We start from the raw sequence: 18,761 nt of genomic DNA on the forward strand, positions 1-18,761 counted from the left end.
TATTGTCAATTTAGGGGTTTGTTTTTTTGTGTTTTGATCAAACGTTGTATTGTTCGATGGGGTAAAACTAAAACAGTAGTGTTTCAAAAAAAAACAAAAAAAAGCCTAAATTGTGGATAACATCTGTATAAGTGTAGATGGATGTGTTTTGCGGGTGGATGATTTTTTAGTAAGTAACTTTCAATCTGGTTTATTGTACATCAACCAACTCAGTATGGTATAAAGGAATATCAAATTTGAGTAATGTACCTTCGCCAGGCGCGGTGATAATCTGCATATTGCCTTTAGAATCTGTAATGCGGGCTTTCATGTTGAGCAATCCAATGCCTTTCTTTTTCTTGGCATAATTAAAACCTACACCATCATCCTGAATGTCCAATGTGAGTAGATTGTCGTTAATTGTAAAAGAAACAATGACATTCTCAGCATTTGCGTGTTTATTAATATTCTGAAAGGCTTCCTGTAGAATGCGGTAAAAATTAATTTTCGCCATGTTCTCCACATTATTCCATTCGATAGTTTCATCTGCTGAAAAAGTAATGGCGGCTTTGCAAACCTTGCGTTGCGTTTCGATGAAATTGCCAACCATCAGTAAGAAATTATTGAAAACCGCCATTTTCTCTGAATTAAGATCATGCGAGATTTCCCTTATTTCCTGTTCTAAAGTTTGAAGTTCATCAATATAAATTACCCTTTCAGACTTCGCCTTTTCGCCGTCTTTGTTGTTCAATACGCCAAGATTCATACGCGTGCCGAAAAGCTTGCCGAGAACACCATCATGCAATTCCTGCGCGATACGTTTCTTTTCAAGCTGGCGCACTTCCTCAATTTTGTTTTGCTGGTTGAGCATGAGTTGGTAGATTTCCTCATTGGCTTTTTGCTGCTCCTGAACAAATCTGAGTTCGCGGTTTTTGGAGGCCTGCATTCGGATAATGAATATTAAGACGCCTAATAATATGATTGCGAGACTGATATAGATAATAGTTTTGCGTTGCTCAACGAGTTGGTTTTTCTGAGTGATGATTTCGTCTGTTTCGAATTCGATGCGGGCAAATTTATTTCGAATCTGTCTTTCTTTTAATTCAAGGCTGTCATTGATTCTATAAAATTCTGTCGAGTATACAAAAGATTTTCGCGGATTTACTTTTGATAATTGTTTTAATATATTTAAAAGTTCTCTTTTCTCACCCAAATGGTTTGCGAAGTCAAAAGTTTCTTTGGCAAATTTAAAAGCTCTGACGCTGTCTTTTAGTTCGGCGTAATATTCAGATAAATGCAACTTATTAATAATTATTCCTTGGTTAATATTTAAGCTATCTCTAATTCTGAGCGACTTGAACAAATCATCTTCAATATTTCGAAAATCTCCTTTTTTGAATCTTGAGTAAGCAAGATTATCAAGTGCCATAGCATAGATGTTTGGTCTATCGTTAAATAAGTTAGATTGTTCTAGAGCCAGTTCAAATTGTGAATTGGCTTTTTCATATTTTTTTTGATTAACATATAACATACCAATATTATTAAAAAGGCTTGCTTTTAATTGGTATTCACGCGGCATATTTTTATGATTAGCAATTTCAAGCGCTAAATTGTAGTACTTTATTGAAAGATTATATTCCGATAATTCACCATATACTATACCTAATAAATTATTTGCTTCGTACTTCATTTCATCATTATTACTAAATTTTAAAAAGTGAAGCATTTCAAAAACTGTTTTTTCACATCCTAAATAGTCACTATGGTTATGTTGAAATATTGCTTTGTTTAATAGGGTTTTTATTATATTAGGTTTATCACTAAGCTTTTTATATAAACTTTCGGCCTTATAATTGTTGTAGTATGCACTATCTGGATTGTCGATTTGTATATAGTAATCTGTTAAGTAACTATAAGCTTTAGCTTGACTTACTTTATCATTAACTTGATCAGCTTTTTTGACTATTAGTTCTGTAGTCTTCTTATATTCAGCAAGTTTATTATTGTTAAAATATCTATTTGCTAACTTGAAATAGTTTATTCGATTTAATGAGTCATTTTTTTGCAATTCTAATATATGTAGGGCTTTAGAAATGTATTCTATTCTCTTGGTCTCGGATAAGGAAAAATTATTTGCTTGATCAAAAAAAACAGAAAGACTATCGTGATTTTTTTCTTCATTTATGAGTTTTGAAGAATTGGTTTTCTTACAACTAAAAATTATAATTACAGATAAAAAAAAAGCAGAATAAGTGAAAGCTTGTCTCATATTTCACAAAAGTAAAAAAATGCACGAATAAAAAAAGGCTATCAGAAAGATAGCCTTTTTTTATTTCGATAATATTTAATCTTTTTTAAGTGTTCCACCACCTCCCGGAGGAGTAGGATTTTGAGTGGTTCCTACACTGACACCACCAGGCTCACCTTTTATTTGGGCAATTAGTCTGCCGTCATTTTTCACCTCTTCCTTCCCATTATAAGAAGTCAAACCAACAACTGCAACTAACAATACTACTGCGATTAAAATAAATTTTTTCATAGGGTGGGGATTTTGCTTTTATATTTTTGTGTTTTGTTTTATTATTATGGTGTAAAACTAACACGCCAATACACCCAAAAAAAACTTTCCCCCTCCTATATTGTAGATGGTGCCTGTATGGTAGTAAACGACTGGGTTTTAAGGGTTATTGATTTTTGGCAAAAGAAGATTTTACCGACAAAAAGACACTTTTCATCGGCTAAATACATATTTACGGGAAATAGATCAATTCAGATTGTCGAGATCTAAAATATTTCGAATGTTTCGATCTTCATTCGCGCCAATCAGGTTGATCAGCAAATCAATGTTCTTCTTATATGATTTCGAGAACGGAATCTGAATCTTACTATTCTTAATATAACAAGTATTATTCCCCAAATGGATCCTGCCCACATAATTAATATTAACAATATAACTGTTGTGAATCCTGATAAACTCATCCGGCAGCGTATTCTCAAAATGCTTCATCGTCTTAAACGCCGTCACCATATCGCCGTTGGCCATAAAAATATCAGTCGAGTTGTTGTCGGCCTTCGCATAAACAATGTCCTCAGTATCAATAAAACGGTAATCGCCATACGATTTGATCGAAAGCGTCGTTGGAAGCGCCTCTGTATTCCTTTCAAACTTGATCAGTGTCTTCCGAAGCTCATTCACATTCAAAGGCTTAATCAGATAGTCAAAAATCTCATGCTTGATCGCCTGATACGCCAGTTCTTTCCCCTTGGTAAGCACCACGATTTTCGGAACCACCTTCATGAACCGGTACAATTCATTGATAATCCCTAGCGACAATCCGCTGTCCTTTTGGTCGGGTCAATCTCCAGCACAATCATCTTTGGCTTGTGCTCGAGCACCAGGTTCACCGCATCGTCAGAAGTGTTCGCCGTACCCAGCAGAAAGTAATTCGAAAACCCCGCAAACACCTTGGCGGTCTTCGAAATGCTGGCAGCATCGTCGTCAACGATAATGTAAGAATACTTCATTACCGCTAAAAATACAACATATTCGCACAACGTTATAATTGCGTTGCAGGCAGTTACCAAAAAGTTATCAAACGTTTTTTTAAAGTTTTGGACGTGTCCGCGTTAGGAAAAAAGTGCCCAGTTCCGGCATTGGCTACGCGGCCGGGCTGTCCCTCCAAGTCCTCGCGGGAACTTCCCTGCAAAACAGAAAATTCTCGTGTCGCTGCGGGCTTTCCGCACCCATCCCTCACGCGGAAGAGCGACCGCTGCGTTGAAAGAAGCAAGACCACTTCGTTCCAAGAGACAAGACCTCTGCGCTGCAAGAAACAAGAACACTTCGCTTCAAGATTTAGAATTTTAAAAACGACAAGTGAAATCTTACAACGAAGTGGTCTTGCCTCTTTCTTCTCTTCCGCGTGAGGGATAGAGGCGTCAGCCCGGAACCTTCGCGGTCCCGCTTTTCCGGGACTGCGAAGGTGAGGACTATAGCCGAAAGCCCGACCCGTTAACCAAGCGTTTGGTTTTGTAGGATTTTCAATAACGGGTCACGCCCAAAAAAAATAAAAAGATTAATTCCGCCCCGCTCACCGGGATACAAATCAGGCAAAAAATCGCTCTGCCAAAACGCCTTGGAATCAGCATCCATGACCGTTAACGGCCGTTTGAACGCGGCGCCTGTATCTACGTTAATGACATTCGCTTTCTGCACCGGAACCGTCTTTCCGATGCGGCTCACAGGCGTATGACCGATAAAGATTTCCTTGTAGATTGTGAACCTTTTCGGGTAAAAAATATGGTCGACCGGCATGTTTTCGTCGAGCGCAAGTGCGGTTTCCCAAAGCGTGCGCTCCCAGTAGAACATTTTTGGGAAATATTCATAAGCGACGCCATTCATGTTTGTAAATCCTGCATGCACGAACAGCCGGTTCTGCTCGTCTATATAATAGTTTTGAAGCGATTCAAGAAAAGCGATGTGCGATTTCTTGGTTTCTGGCGATACATTTTTGTAAGCGTTGACGGTCGCTTCGCCGCCGTGTTTGTACCACATGGTCTCGTCGATATCTTTGTTGTTTTCGGAAAGCCATTGCTGGAGCAGCTCGTCGTGGTTACCGCGAATGAAGATACAGTTGTGAGTGGTGGCAAGGTTAATCAGGAAATCGAGCACTTGTGGCGACTGGCTCCAGCCGTCCACATAATCGCCCAGGAAAATTAAAAGGTCGTTTTTGCTGGCTTCGGCACGTTCCAAAACCTGCTCGAGCGCGCGCAAACCGCCGTGAATGTCGCCTATGACTAAAGTGCGTCTCATTATATTATAGATTGTACACAAAAATACGAAGAAAAAATTTTAACATTTTTTACGGCAAACCCGTAACCGGATTTTTAAAACCCCTGTTACTTTTACAAAGTAATTTTATCATTACCGGGGCCAGAACCAATTTAGGGTGAAAAGGTGAAGGCTCCCGTTCTTTTTCTTACTTGTACTGATGGCAAAAAGCTATCGGTATTTTGCTATTTTTGATTGTTAAGACTTATTATTTTGAACTGGAAAATCTTTATAGCGGTGGTTTTTGTGGTGGGGGTTTTGTCGTGCGTGCGGGATTCTGGGGAGTTTGGTGAGAGTAAAGGTGAGAATGATAGTTTGGATTATTTTTTTGAGCAGGCGAATGTTGATACTTTGCCGTATGCGAAACGTTTAAAATTTACAAAAAAGGCGCTGGCAATAGTTGAGAAACAACCTAATGATTCTATGAATCGGGTGAATTATTTTAAGGTGGCAAATCGGTATTGGAATATAGGTGATTTTAATTTATATAATAAGACAGTTTGTAAGTTAATCGCTTTATCTACAAAAAAGCAAGATGATTTTTCTACAGCTAAAGCTTTCAAATACTTAGGAGAATATTTCCTCAAGAATCAAAATTTGGACAGTATATATTTCTATTATTATAAAAGTAAACAACTGCATATTAAAATTGGAAACTATCACGAAGCAGTTACTGAAAATTTGATGATAAGCGAACTTCAATTAGCAAACAATAACTTTACAGGATGTGAAAAATCACTATTCGAAACGCTCAAATTTTTAGATTTTGTTCCAGATGATGAATTAAAATTCAAAGCTTATGCGTTATTGGGTGCAGTATATTATGGAATGAACGAATTAGAAAAATCTCTGTTTTATCATAAAAAGTCACTCGAAATTGTTGCCAATAGTACAACGTTAAACCATTCTATATATACAGCTTTAGTTTTAAATAACGTTGGTACTGTGTATCAGAAGGAAAATCATCATAAAAAAGCAATTGCAAATTTTAAAGAAGGATTAAAAAACCTTAAAGATTTGAATTTAATTACAAAAGCTGTTTTATATGATAATTTAGGTTATTCACTTTTACGAACAAATCAATTAAATGGGGTGGAATACTCATTTTATAAATCTTTACGTATCAGAGATTCCTTGAATAATATACCAGGTATAGTTGAAAGTAAAATCCATCTCTCAAAATTCTATGAGTATAAAGGCGATTTAAAGAATGCAATCTATTTCGCTAAAAATGTTTATGATTTAGCAGGTAAAAATCATTTGCCAATTGACAGATTAACAGCTACAAAACAATTAATAAAAACTGATAAAAAAAATGCTTCAAAATACGCCCAAGAATATTATAAACTCACAGACTCTCTACAACTTACAGAACGTCGCAGCCGCAACAAATTCGCCCGCATAGAATACGAAACGGAAGAACTCGCCAAGGAAAAAGCCCAATTAATTGAACAAAAGTATAACTACATTCTAACGGCAACAATAGTATTCTTAGTAATAATTATCACAAGCCTATTAGGTTTCCTAATCTTCAAACGCCGCCAAATCAAACTCAAACAACAAAAACAAAAAACCACGACAGAAATTTACCGCCTGCAACTCGAACAAGAGCAAAAAATCGAAGAAGGCAAGCAATTCGAAAAAAAGCGCATCGCGCAGGAATTGCATGATGGTGTCATGGGAAAACTGGCAAGCATCAGGCTCAATCTTTTTGTATTAAATAAAAAATCGGACGCCGCAACTATTGATAAATGTTTAGAATATATTGACGGGATTCAGGTAATTGAAAAAGAAATTAGGGCAATTGCTTATGATTTGCATAATAATGTTTCGGAAGATTTAAATGCTGAAAGATTATGAGTTACAAATTTCTAATAGGATTAATTTTGATGACTGGAATACTTTCATGTTCTGACAGTTCTAAGAAAGCTAAAGTTTCTCTCAAAAGAAATGATAGTTTGGATTATTTTTTAGAAAAGTCATACAATGATACCGTTCCTAAAAGACAGAAATATTTATATGCAGATAAGGCTTTAACGATTGTATCAAATGAAGTTGATGATTCGATGAATCGTGTTAATTATTTTAAAGTAGCAAATAGATATTTTTATTTAGGAAATCGTAGAAAATATGAAATAACTACACGTAAAATTATAAAAAGGGCGGTTATATCGAATGATACATTCTCATTAGCTAAAGGTTACCAATATCTAGGAGACATTTCTAAAATTGACAGTTCTTTTTATTACTATTTTCAAGCTGAAAAATTATTCGTCAAAATAAAAAACTATGAATATTTAGCATCTGTTTTATTGAACAAAGCAGGATTACAATACTCTCAAAAAGATTATATAGGTTGTGAGAAATCAACTATAGCAGCTTTAAAGTTAATTAAAATCTCTAATCCAAATAATAAAAGTCAGCAAGTTGTTTGGAATGCATATCTAACAATGGGGGCGATTTATACTGATTTAGAAGAATTTCCGGCTGCCATTAATTATTATAAAATGGCTATTAAATTATGGAAAACCTCGAAATATTTACAATATTATGAACGTAATGAAGTGGTATTTAATAATATAGGAATAGCATATGAGCATATGAAAGATTATAAAAAAGCTATTGAATGCTATGAAGTAGCTCTTTTTGACAAAAACTTAAGAGACATAAGCCCAAATTTATATGCTCAATTAAAAAATAACATAGCCTATTCAAATTTTAAATTAGGTAATTATAAAAGTGCTTTTAAAGATTTCAGTGAGGCTAAAAAGGTTTCTGATCGTTTAACGACGACTAGTAGCAAAATTGCCTATAGAATAAATATGGCGGAATATTATAAACAAACTAATATTGATGATGAAGCCAGAAAACTTGCAAAAGAAGCTTATAATATTTCTAAAAAAGAGGAGATTTCTAGAAGTATTTTAAAATCTCTTAAGACACTCACGCAAGTCGACCCCGCCAACGCCTCAAAATACTTCACAGAATTCAACAAAATCAACGACTCCCTCCAACTCGCCGAACGCCAAAACCGCGACAAATTCGCCCGGATAGAATACGAAACAGAAGAACTCATCACCGACAAGAAAAACCTGATCGAAGAAAAAGACAATTACCTTTACAGCAGTATCGGATTTTTGCTACTAGTATTGGTATTCGTCGTTTTCGGTTACTACGTCCTCAAAAACCGCCAAACCCAACTCAAGCGCGAACAGGAAAAAGCCAACGCCGAAATCTACCGCCTCATGCTCGAACAAGGCAAAAAAGTCGAAGAAGGGAAACAACTCGAAAAAAAACGCATATCACAAGAACTCCACGACGGCGTAATGAGCAGACTCACGAGCATACGCCTGAATTTGTTCATACTCCGCAAAAAAACAGATCCCGAAACCATTCAAAAATGCATCGGGCATATCAACGAAATTCAGGATATTGAAAAGGAAATCCGCGCGATCACATATGATTTGCAAAAAAATGTGCTTTCCGGAACCATAAATTTCGACCACGTCGTTAGAAAAATCTTCACTGACGTAGAAAACCATTCGGATATAAATTTTAAATTGCATTCAGATGTCAACATTGATTGGGTTGGAGTCGATAGCAAGGTCAAGATGCAGATATACAGGATTCTACAAGAGGCCATCCAAAACATCGACAAATATGCCGCCGCTCAAAATGTCAACATCACCATGAGAGCACTCGACAATACATTACTCATAGAAATCACAGATGATGGCGTCGGTTTTGACGAATCGAAAATCGAAAAAGGTATCGGCATCAAAAGCATGTACACACGCGCTAAGGAAATTGCGGGCGAAATTTTCATCAATTCCGCGCCCGGCCAAGGCACCAGCGTAAGGTTAAAAGTTCAGGTTTAACGAAAATTCAGGATTATGCAGGTAAGAATTTTAATGGTCGACGACCATCCTTCTCAGATAGAAGGTTACAAAATAATTTTAGAGTACAATACATCCGGATACGAAATTCAGGCGACAACTGCATTTACCGCTGAGAACGCCTACAAAATAATTGTTTCCGGTGCAGACTTCGACGTGATTTTCCTCGACAGAAGTTTACCGGCTTTCGCCGAACAAAATATTCAATCTGGCGTAGATCTTGCCGTTTTGGCCAAACAACATATTCCAAATGCCAAAATAGTTATGCTGACATCACATGCCGAAGCGTTCATGCTGTATAATATCGTCAAAGACATCCATCCGGCGGGACTTCTGGTTAAGAGCGATTTCAGTGGTGACGAATTGTTGAAAGCTTTCGACCTGATCATGAGCGGGAAACTTTATTACAGCGAAACGGTAAAGCAAAGTATCGGCGAGTTACTTTCGACAGAAAAATACCTTGACCACCTTAATCGTCGCATTATCTCTTTATTGGCAGACGGCGTCAAGACCAAAAGCATGCCGGAGATGCTGTTGCTTTCACAAAGCGCAGTAGAAAAGCGAAAAGCCAATATAAGAGACTTTTTAAGAATCAAAAAAGGCAGCACTGACGAAGAAATTGTTCGCGAAGCCAGAAAAAGAGGCTTTATTTAATTTAACAATAATTACGGGAAACCCGTAACCGCTGAACTTGATTTAGTTATAACTTTACATATGCCCAAATTACTCGAGAACGTTGGTCAATTAATGAATTAACAGAGAAAGAATAGTGCAATGATTGTTTATTGGAAACACTATCATGTTTAACTAACTAAATCCACCAAAATGAAAAAAATATATCTGGCGATACTTGTATTGCCCATGCTTTCATTTGCCCAATCGGGACTTGAAACCACAATCAAAGCCGGCGAAATAATCCTGAGCGGATTCAGTATTATCAAAGCTGCAAAATCCAATAAGTCAGACAGTAAGTTTATAGAAAGTGTCTGCGTAAAAAATAAATTAAGCGAAAAAATCACATTCAAAATTGAAGGGAAAGATACTCTGGGCGATGACGTAAAAAAAGAACTCGTGGTGCAAAATGACGGAAAAGAGTGCGTTTTCAACCTGCCCAAAGGAATTTACGCCTACGAAGTCATTCTCTAACAAAGAAACCTACAAGAAAGGCGAATATAAATTTGACGATGATGTAATAATCACCGTCAAGAAGGAAAATTAAAATCAACCCTCATTATATTTCATTTTCCGCAAAACCCGCATCGCCTCCTTAAAACTCACGTAAACGGTAAGGTCGGGAAATGCTTTCAAAAGTGGTTTCGCCTCAATCAATTTTTGTTTGGCTTCTTCAAAACCGTTGAGGTAACAGATCATAAACGTCGAAGGTACGTTCACCAGATCAGCATGCTCCCGTTCACTCAACCCCACACCTTTCTGGAGTTTAGCCAGCAAAGCCAAATTAGAATTATAAATATGATGCAGTAATTTCCGGTTGTATTCCGGCGGCTCAAACAACATCCTGCTCTCAATCTTATAATAGCCGTTTTCAAAAAACCGAATCGTCTGCTGCTCCAGTGGATAATAACTCGTCTTGTCATTCAATCCGAGCGCAATGTATTCGGTAATCGTAAAACTATGCTCGTCATATTCAATTAAAACCTCGTCCAGCGCAGAATAAAAAAGCTTCACCTGCTCATTGATGAGTTTAATGTCAACACGCGAAAGATAGATTTTGTCTTTGACTTTCTTCTGGACACCCGCCCAGCAAATCACAAAAAGTTCCTTGAAAACCTTATATTTCGGTGCCATATCGCGATGCCGGTGGTTCATAAAATCCATAACGCCGTCAAGCGTATACCCAATGCTGTTGCGCGAACTGTTCTCGATACTGATTACCGTCGCCGTATTCTGGTAATTCTTTTCGACCGCACCTTCAACCGGAACAGAATTGCTGCCGCGCCGCATAAAAACTGTATTCGCCAAAATAGTATGAATCCCTTTTTTAAAAAACGAAGTTCTGTTTTTCGGCTTAATCGTCACCAATCCAATCACGCGGTCTTTCGGTAAATTCGGAAAAGGCACATTCTCATACTGGATTTTCGGCGGATTTTCCAAAAACGCATTCACCAGATTCTGGATGCGGCTGTCATCAAAGAAATCATCGCCCACAATCTCATTGTCATCTGCTCTCAACCCCAACGACGATATAAGAATTGTTCGCCGGATTCGAGTTCGACAATGCACAAATATGCTTCAAAAACTTCGCCTTTCCCTCGCGCGTATGCAGATTCAGCTGCCGTTTCTTATCATAAAAACTCGACTCATCATTGTGAGCAAGCAGGTTTTTAATTAAGAGACGTTTGTTTATCATATTTTTATGGGGCAGACATCTCCCGCTTTCGGCTTTATCTTTTCCCGCTGGCAGCAGCGGGTAAAAGGATGCCGCCTCAATCGGGGCTGCACATCCTGCACCTGATAACTTAAAATTTATCATTCAAATAATTTTTCAATCCCGTTTCAAAATCGTCGCCGAAGCCTGAGCCGTTGGCAAAATCATTAAATCGGCAATATTCACATGATAAGGCCGCGACACCACAAAATGAATCACATCAGAAATATCCTCTGGTTGCAGTGCGGCAACACCTTTATAAACATTGGCCGCGCGTTCCGTATCGCCTTTAAACCGTACCTCTGAAAATTCGGTTTCCACCATTCCGGGATTAATCGCACCAACCCTTATTCCAAATTGATTCAAATCCATGCGCATGCCTTTGGTAATGGCATCAACCGCATGTTTACTCGCACAATATACATTCCCATTCGGATAAACCTCAAGGCCGGCAATCGAACCGATATTGATGATATGCCCGGATTTTCTTTCCGTCATCTGCGGGATAACAGCTTTCGAAACATATAGTAATCCTTTCACGTTAATATCAATCATCGCATCCCAATCGTCCGGGTTCCCAGTCTGAATCGGATCGAGTCCGTGCGCATTTCCCGCGTTATTCACTAAAATGTCAATCGTTGAAAACGCTTCCGGCAGACTTTCAATCGCTGCAAAAACTGCTTCCTTATCACGAACATCAAATGCTAATGTGTGCACTTCGGTGAAGTGCGACAATTGGCTTTTGAGTTCTTCCAGACGTTCCTCACGTCTGCCGCAAATTACGAGTCGGTAATTATTTTCAGCCAGTTTAATTGCTGTCGCCCTTCCAATGCCGCTGGTCGCCCCGGTTATTAATGCTGTTTTCATTTACAATTTATATCGTTAGAATCCGAGACCCAAAACCCTGCACCCATATTATGGCACATCTTTCCCATACTTTCCGTCCAGATCGCAAACCAATCTTCTTTATCAAGCTGCAATTCCACCGCTTTATGCAACGCCTGAATGCGCGCCACATTTACAGTTCCTGCAACAGGCAAAACATTCGCCGGATGCTGCAAAACCCACGACAGCAAAATAGTATCCGAACCCAAATGGTATTTCTCCACAAGCTTCGCCAGTAATTTTTTCAGTCGTCGCGTCTGTTCATTATCTTCCCTGAAAATTGTCCCAAGCGGATTCCACGACATCGGCCTGATGTTATGCACCTGCATATAATCAAAACTGCCGTCAAGCATCGGTTCGAAATGCGTTGCTGAAAACTGTACCTGATTGTAAGCAACTTCAGTGTTTTTACGAATCAGTTCTGTTTGTGAAGCTGTGAAATTCGATAGTCCGAAATCAATAATTTTTCCGTCAGATTTCAATTTTGAAATTGCTTCGGCAATCTCTTCCGTTTGCAACAGCGGACTCGGCCTGTGCAACAACAAAACGTCCAGAAAATCAGTTTGCAAATTTTTAAGCGACTGCTCAACAGACCAGATGATATAATCTTTACTGTAATTATAATGCTTGATTTTGTTATCGCGATTCGGCGAAATATGCTGGATGCCGCATTTGGATATCAGCTGTAATTTTTCCCGGCTTATTTCAGAGGAAGCGAACGCTTTCCCGAATTCCGCTTCGGTCGTATAACTGCCATAAATATCGGCGTGGTCAAAAGTGGTGATTTTGTTTTCAAGGCAAATATGGATCATGTGCTCCATTTCTGTTGTGCTGAGTTTTTTGTCCCACACACCCCAATTCATCGTGCCTGCGATTACAGGCGAAAGTGTTGTTTTTGTCAAGGTTTTGGTGTTTAAATAATCGGTAAAAATTGCTGTTAATCGGTAATTTTTTCAAAGTTCTTAAAAATATAAAAACAAAATCACAATTCATCCTTAAAACCAAGGTTTTCACGAATTTTTTAACCATTTTTTAACATCTTGCTGATGAAAAAAAATTCAATTTTGACCGGTTAAATTAACGACTCAAATTAAAGGTTATAAACAGTAGATTATGGAACAAAATACTGCCGCTTTAGACATCAGGGCAATTAATGAAAAGATTGAAAGAGAAAGCGCTTTTATCGATTTGCTGACTTTAGAAATGAATAAAGTCATTGTCGGGCAAAAGCACATGATTGAAAGATTATTGATCGGTCTTCTGGGCAGGGACACATCCTTCTCGAAGGGGTTCCGGGACTTGCGAAGACACTCGCCATTAACACTTTGTCACAGGCAGTTCACGGCACATTCAGCAGGATCCAGTTCACACCGGATTTATTGCCTGCCGATGTTGTCGGAACCATGATTTACAACATCAAAGCCAATGAATTCTCGATAAAAAAAGGCCCGATTTTCGCCAATTTCGTCCTTGCAGATGAGATTAACCGTGCTCCTGCAAAAGTGCAATCGGCATTGCTTGAGGCGATGCAAGAAAAGCAGGTGACCATCGGCGATACGACTTTCAAATTGGACAAACCTTTCCTTGTACTGGCAACACAAAATCCAATCGAGCAGGAAGGAACTTATCCGTTACCGGAAGCACAAGTCGACCGTTTCATGCTTAAAACCGTTATCGATTACCCAAAAATGGACGAAGAGCGTCTTGTAATCCGCCAGAATTTAAAAGGTTCTTACGAAAAAGTACAACAGGTTGTCTCTGTCGAGCAGATTTTACGCGCACAGGAAGCCGTCCGTGAAGTCTATATGGATGAGAAAATCGAAAAATACATCCTCGACATCGTCTTCGCGACGCGTTATCCTGAAAAATACAAACTTGAAAATCTTAAACCATTGATTTCATTCGGTTCTTCTCCACGTGGAAGTATCAATTTGGCGAACGCTGCAAAATGCTACGCTTTCATCAAAAGAAGGGGTTATGTGATTCCGGAAGACGTTCGCGCCGTTGTACACGACGTTTTGCGCCACCGTATCGGCGTGACTTATGAAGCCGAAGCTGAAAATATCACTTCCGTTGAAATCATCAACAAAATCGTAAACGAAGTCGAAGTACCTTAAATCAGTAGGCAGTGGTCGGTGTTCAGTGTGACTGAAATCTGCGGTCTGCAACCTGCAATCTGAAAAAATGGATACAAAGGAATTACTTAAAAAGGTAAAGAAAATCGAGATCAAGACCCGAAGATTGAGCGATCATATCTTTTCGGGCGAATACCACACATCTTTTAAGGGCCGTGGAATGACATTTTCGGAAGTGCGCCAATACCAGTTCGGCGATGACATCCGGGCAATCGACTGGAACGTGACCGCTCGTTACAACGAGCCTTACGTCAAGGTTTTTGAGGAAGAACGCGAGCTCACGATGATGCTGATGGTTGATATTTCGGGTTCTGAAAGTTTCGGTACGAAGAATCAATTTAAGAATGAAATCGTTACTGAAATTGCGGCGACATTGGCATTTTCAGCTACTCAGAATAACGATAAAATCGGCCTGATTTTGTTTTCTGACCAGATTGAATTGTACATTCCACCGAAAAAAGGAAAATCGCACGTACTTCGTATTATCCGTGAATTGATAGAATTCCATCCGAAAAGCCATAAAACCGACGTTGCACAAGCGTTGCGTTTCCTTTCAGGAACACAAAAGAAAAAAGCGATTGTTTTCCTGATTTCGGATTTCATGAGTGACGAATTTGAACAACCATTGAAAATTGCTTCCAAAAAACATGATTTGACCGGCATCCGTGTCTATGATATCCGCGAAGCGAAAATGCCAAATCTCGGGATGGTGCCGATGACCGACGCCGAAACCGGAGAAACCCGCGTTATCAACACCGGTTCAAAATCAGTGCGGATGGAATATTCAAAATACTACGACGAAAAAGTAAAATACTTTAAGGAAACATTCAGTAAATGTGGTTCAGGAGTAGTAAATACAAGGGTTGACGAAAGCTATGTAACCAAATTATTGGGCTATTTTAAGGCAAGAAGCTAATTGAAATGAAAAAACAGGTACTCTATATTTTGCTTTTATTGGTCGGTTGCCATGCCTTTTCGCAGCAAATCACGACGCATATCGACAAGACCAAAAATAAGATTGGTGCGCAGTTCAACCTTACTTTGAAAACGACTGTTGATACGAATTCTGAAGTGATTTTCCACGCGGCACCAATTTCGGGCAGATGGAAGTCATTCGTGATTTTGTCATCGATACGATCAGGAAAAACGACAAATACGAATTAATCAAAAAATACGGACTTGCCCAATTCGACTCAGGCCGTTTTGTCGTGCCGCCTTTGAAGGTTTTAATCAACAAGCAACCGTTCTATTCGAATCAATTCCAGGTTGCCGTTTCTGATGTGAAAGTCGATACGCTCAAGCAACAGATGTATGACATTAAAGAGATTACCAAAGTTGATGAACCGATTGGAAGCTGGTGGATTTATGTTTTGCTATTCCTTGCCATTATTGGTGTTGGATTTTTGGTTTACAAACTGATTAAAAGATACCAGATTAAAAAACTCGACGAAGAGATTTATAAAACACCTATCGAAAAAGCGACTTCCCTGCTTAAAAACCTCGAGAATAAGCAACTTTGGCAGAAAGGTGAAATCAAGAGTTATTATGTAGAATTGACGGATATCGCGCGCAATTACATCGAAGAAGAAATCCAGATTCCGGCAATGGAAAGCACAACAACGGAACTCATCACCGGATTGCGGAATGTGGCAAGAAGAAGAACATGTCACTTTCCAAAGAAACGCTTGTCAATCTCGAGAAAGTTTTGAAACAAGCAGATTTGGTGAAATTTGCCAAAGTACAACCGCTCGATTTTGAAATCGAAGAAGATAAAAAACGCATCGTCACTTCAATTGTGCGCATTCACGAAGCCGTTCCTGAAGTTGTCGTAGATCCCGGAGACGCCGCACTCGACGAATTGCTCAAACAAAAATTACTCAAAAAGAAACGCCAGAGGCGAATTATCTATTCAGTCCTGACAGTCATCGTTTTATTTTTTGCAACCATCATCATCCTTATTGCAACCAAAGGTTTTGATTACGTAAAAGACAATTTCATCGGTCATCCTACCAAAGAATTGCTCGAAAGCGAATGGATCACAAGCGAATACGGCAATCCGCCGGTACGCATTGAAACACCGAAAGTCCTGAAAAGAGTCGACCTTTCAAAACAGATTCCGGAAGGCGCAGGTGCATTAATCAAAAGCATGCAAAATTTTGCCTATGGAAGTCTGCTTGACAATTTTGCAATAATTGTCTCTACAACCACTTTCAAACAACAGACACAGGTCGACCTTGAAAAATCGATGGAAGCAGGCATTCATACGCTGGAAATGCAAGGCGCAAAAAATATCCTGAGCGAACAAGCCGAGTTTGAAACCAAAGACGGTATTTCGGGAAGAAAAGGTTTTGGTACTTTCTCCAGAATCGACCCGATCCAGCAAAAAAGCGTCAGGATGTATTTTGAAATCCTGATGTTCAGCCAGGAAGGCGGTATGCAGCAAATCATGATCCTGCACGAAGAAGGCGATAAATATGCCGAGCAAATTTCCGAAAAAGTATTAAAATCTGTCGAACTTAAAAAACCCGCAATATGATGACCAACATCACTTTTATGAACCCGGGATTTTTCTGGCTGTTTTGGTGCTTCCGGTGCTGATTGCATGGCAGATCTGGCAGCGCAAAAACCAGACGGCAACTTTGAAAATAAGCTCGCTGAAAGGATTTAAGGGCAAATCGTCATTCCTAGCCAAATTAAAACCATTGTTATTTGTATTCCGATTGTTGGCCTTGAGTCTTATAATTGTTGCAATGGCGCGTCCGAGAACTGTTGATATCAGCAGTAAAACGAAAACGACTAAAGGAATAGACATCGTTATGGCCATCGACGTTTCGGGAAGTATGCTTGCCAAAGATTTGAAGCCGAATCGTATGGAAGCGCTAAAGGATGTCGCCAAAGATTTCGTCGAAGCCAGACCGAATGACCGTATCGGATTGGTCGTTTACGCTTCTGAAGCCTATACGAAAACGCCTGTCACCAGTGATAAAGCAGTTGTAGAAGATGCATTGAAAAGCGTAAAATACGATCAGGTTCTGCAGGACGGAACCGGAATCGGAATGGGATTGAGCACCGCAGTCAACCGCTTGAAAGACAGCAAAGCCAAAAGCCGCGTCATCATTTTATTGACAGATGGTGTCAACAATGCCGGATTCATTGAGCCTGAAACCGCCGCAGACATCGCCAAAGAATATGGCATCAAAGTATATACAATTGGAATCGGAACGAACGGAATGGCAGAATTTCCGGTCGCTTATGCACCAAACGGATCATTCATTTTCAGGATGATGCAAGTCGAAATCGATGAAGCGTTAATGAAAAGCATCGCCGCTAAAACCGGAGGAAAATATTTCCGTGCAACAAGCAACAAGAAACTCGAAACCATCTATAAAGAGATCAACAAACTCGAAAAAACAGAAATCGAAGAACTCAAATTTTACGATTACGACGAAAAATTCAGACTTTTCGCGATTGTAGCTTGCGGAATTTTAATGTTTGAAGTATTGCTTAGAAAAACGATTTTCAGGAGTTTTATATAGTTTTGAATTTGTGATTTAAAAAATTGGAATTTATTTGTCATTTGAGATTTGCCCTTTTGGAATTTAAAAAATTATGTGGGAATTAGACGAAAAAAAATATTTATACCTTTTGTTTTTCATACCGTTTCTGGTATTGATTTTCCTGTATAATTTATATTGGAAAAGAAAAAAACAACGCGAATTTGGCGATATCGCACTGGTCAGGAAACTGAGTCCGGAGAAATCTACATTCAAATCGATCCTGAAATTGTGTGTTTTGGCTTTGGCGATTACAAGCCTTATCATCGCGCTCGTGAACCCGAAAATCGGACTCAAATCTGAAACCGCCAAACGCGAAGGCATCGACATCGTTTTTGCCGTCGACGTATCAAAAAGCATGCTTTGCGAAGACGTTGCACCAAGCCGGCTTGAAAAATCAAAACAAATCGTTTCGCAACTCATCAACCAAATGGCGGGCGACCGAATAGGAATCGTGGCTTACGCAGGAAGTGCTTACCCGGTTTTGCCGATCACGACCGATTATGGTGTAGCGAGAATGTTTTTGCAGAGCATGAATCCGGGAATGGTTTCCTCGCAGGGCACATCGCTTGATGATGCTATCCGAATCTCGGCTTCGTATTTTGAAAATGAAGACAAGAAAGTAAGCAAGCTCGTCATCCTGATTTCTGACGGTGAAGACCATACCGACGGGGCGGAAGATGCCGCTGAAGAAGCCCGCAAAGCCGGATTGAAAATCATCACCATCGGCATCGGAACTCCAAAAGGCGGCCCAATTCCGTTAAAGAATAACGGCGTCGTGCAGAGTTTTCAACGCGACAACAACAATGATGTCGTGATTACGAAAATGAACCAGGCATCGCTCGAAACGATTGCAAAAGCCACGAAAGGCGGCTACGTCAACGGAAATAATACCAAAGAAGTTGTCGAATATGTGAAGAAAGCGCTCGATAATGTTGAGAAGACCGAATTCCAGTCGCAGCAATACACCGATTTCAATTCACAATTTCAATGGTTTTTAGGAATAGCTTTAGTATTATTGTGCATTGATATTTTCCTGTTGGAGAAAAAGACGAAATGGGTGAAAAAGCTGAATTTATTTAATGAAAAGGAATAAAA

13 protein-coding genes and 4 pseudogenes are annotated in these 18,761 nt (G+C 39.1%); 9 read left to right on the forward strand and 8 right to left on the reverse strand.

The window, feature by feature from the left end; translation table 11 throughout:
* Positions 1–190 precede the first annotated feature (190 nt).
* The 5 genes from ACSLFW_RS04220 to ACSLFW_RS04240 all read right to left on the reverse strand — a co-directional run bounded on the left by ACSLFW_RS04220 (position 191) and on the right by ACSLFW_RS04240 (position 4,789).
* Complete coding sequence (locus tag ACSLFW_RS04220) at positions 191–2,248, reverse strand: tetratricopeptide repeat-containing sensor histidine kinase (RefSeq protein ID WP_436554769.1); 2,058 nt, start codon at positions 2,246–2,248, stop codon at positions 191–193.
* Positions 2,249–2,323: 75 nt separating this feature from the next.
* Positions 2,324–2,518 carry a hypothetical protein gene (locus ACSLFW_RS04225; protein ID WP_436554770.1) on the reverse strand — a complete coding sequence of 65 codons (195 nt, stop codon included), beginning with the start codon at positions 2,516–2,518 and terminating at the stop codon, positions 2,324–2,326.
* Between the two features lie 225 nt (positions 2,519–2,743).
* Positions 2,744–3,313, reverse strand: coding sequence for a LytR/AlgR family response regulator transcription factor (locus tag ACSLFW_RS04230; RefSeq protein ID WP_436554771.1), 570 nt, complete (start codon positions 3,311–3,313; stop codon positions 2,744–2,746).
* Positions 3,304–3,504, reverse strand: coding sequence for a hypothetical protein (locus ACSLFW_RS04235; protein ID WP_436554772.1), 201 nt, complete (start codon positions 3,502–3,504; stop codon positions 3,304–3,306). The genes ACSLFW_RS04230 and ACSLFW_RS04235 overlap by 10 nt, the downstream gene beginning before the upstream one ends.
* A gap of 484 nt (positions 3,505–3,988) precedes the next feature.
* Complete coding sequence (locus ACSLFW_RS04240) at positions 3,989–4,789, reverse strand: metallophosphoesterase family protein (protein WP_436554773.1); 801 nt, start codon at positions 4,787–4,789, stop codon at positions 3,989–3,991.
* 231 nt (positions 4,790–5,020) lie between these two features.
* Here ACSLFW_RS04240 and ACSLFW_RS04245 point away from each other — a divergent pair, with 231 nt between their 5' ends.
* From ACSLFW_RS04245 to ACSLFW_RS04260, 4 genes are all read left to right on the forward strand, one after another.
* Entirely contained in the window at positions 5,021–6,667 is a 1,647-nt protein-coding gene (locus tag ACSLFW_RS04245; RefSeq protein ID WP_436554774.1) for a tetratricopeptide repeat protein, read from the forward strand.
* 29 nt (positions 6,668–6,696) lie between these two features.
* Positions 6,697–8,685, forward strand: a complete 1,989-nt coding sequence (locus tag ACSLFW_RS04250; RefSeq protein WP_436554775.1) for a tetratricopeptide repeat-containing sensor histidine kinase — start codon at positions 6,697–6,699, stop codon at positions 8,683–8,685.
* 15 nt (positions 8,686–8,700) lie between these two features.
* The gene (locus ACSLFW_RS04255) at positions 8,701–9,357 is read left to right on the forward strand and encodes a response regulator (protein WP_436554776.1); all 657 of its coding nucleotides are present in this window, start codon (positions 8,701–8,703) and stop codon (positions 9,355–9,357) included.
* 171 nt (positions 9,358–9,528) lie between these two features.
* Positions 9,529–9,849 carry a hypothetical protein gene (locus ACSLFW_RS04260; RefSeq protein WP_436554777.1) on the forward strand — a complete coding sequence of 107 codons (321 nt, stop codon included), beginning with the start codon at positions 9,529–9,531 and terminating at the stop codon, positions 9,847–9,849.
* A gap of 75 nt (positions 9,850–9,924) precedes the next feature.
* On the opposite strand, the pseudogene ACSLFW_RS04265 reads toward ACSLFW_RS04260, so the two are convergent.
* The 3 genes and pseudogenes from ACSLFW_RS04265 to ACSLFW_RS04275 form a co-directional block, all read right to left on the reverse strand.
* Positions 9,925–11,071: pseudogene (locus ACSLFW_RS04265) on the reverse strand (ATP-binding protein).
* A 135-nt stretch (positions 11,072–11,206) separates the two neighbouring features.
* Complete coding sequence (locus ACSLFW_RS04270; protein WP_436554778.1) at positions 11,207–11,956, reverse strand: SDR family NAD(P)-dependent oxidoreductase; 750 nt, start codon at positions 11,954–11,956, stop codon at positions 11,207–11,209.
* A complete protein-coding gene (locus ACSLFW_RS04275; protein WP_436554779.1) occupies positions 11,953–12,876 on the reverse strand; it encodes an aldo/keto reductase in 924 nt (307 codons plus the stop codon). Before ACSLFW_RS04275 ends, ACSLFW_RS04270 begins: the two co-directional genes overlap by 4 nt.
* 211 nt (positions 12,877–13,087) lie before the next feature.
* On the opposite strand from ACSLFW_RS04275, the pseudogene ACSLFW_RS04280 reads away from it, so the two are divergent.
* The 5 genes and pseudogenes from ACSLFW_RS04280 to ACSLFW_RS04300 all read left to right on the forward strand — a co-directional run bounded on the left by ACSLFW_RS04280 (position 13,088) and on the right by ACSLFW_RS04300 (position 18,759).
* Positions 13,088–14,091: pseudogene (locus ACSLFW_RS04280) on the forward strand (AAA family ATPase).
* Positions 14,092–14,158: 67 nt separating this feature from the next.
* A complete protein-coding gene (locus ACSLFW_RS04285; RefSeq protein WP_436554780.1) occupies positions 14,159–15,025 on the forward strand; it encodes a DUF58 domain-containing protein in 867 nt (288 codons plus the stop codon).
* A 5-nt stretch (positions 15,026–15,030) separates the two neighbouring features.
* A pseudogene (locus tag ACSLFW_RS04290) lies at positions 15,031–16,645 on the forward strand (hypothetical protein).
* Positions 16,645–17,645 (forward strand): annotated as a pseudogene (locus ACSLFW_RS04295) (vWA domain-containing protein). The pseudogenes ACSLFW_RS04290 and ACSLFW_RS04295 overlap by 1 nt, the downstream one beginning before the upstream one ends.
* Positions 17,646–17,718: 73 nt before the next feature.
* A complete protein-coding gene (locus ACSLFW_RS04300) occupies positions 17,719–18,759 on the forward strand; it encodes a vWA domain-containing protein (RefSeq protein ID WP_436554781.1) in 1,041 nt (346 codons plus the stop codon).
* Positions 18,760–18,761 lie beyond the last annotated feature (2 nt).

The organism is Flavobacterium sp. 3HN19-14, assembly GCF_051373205.1.
Taxonomy (GTDB): domain Bacteria; phylum Bacteroidota; class Bacteroidia; order Flavobacteriales; family Flavobacteriaceae; genus Flavobacterium.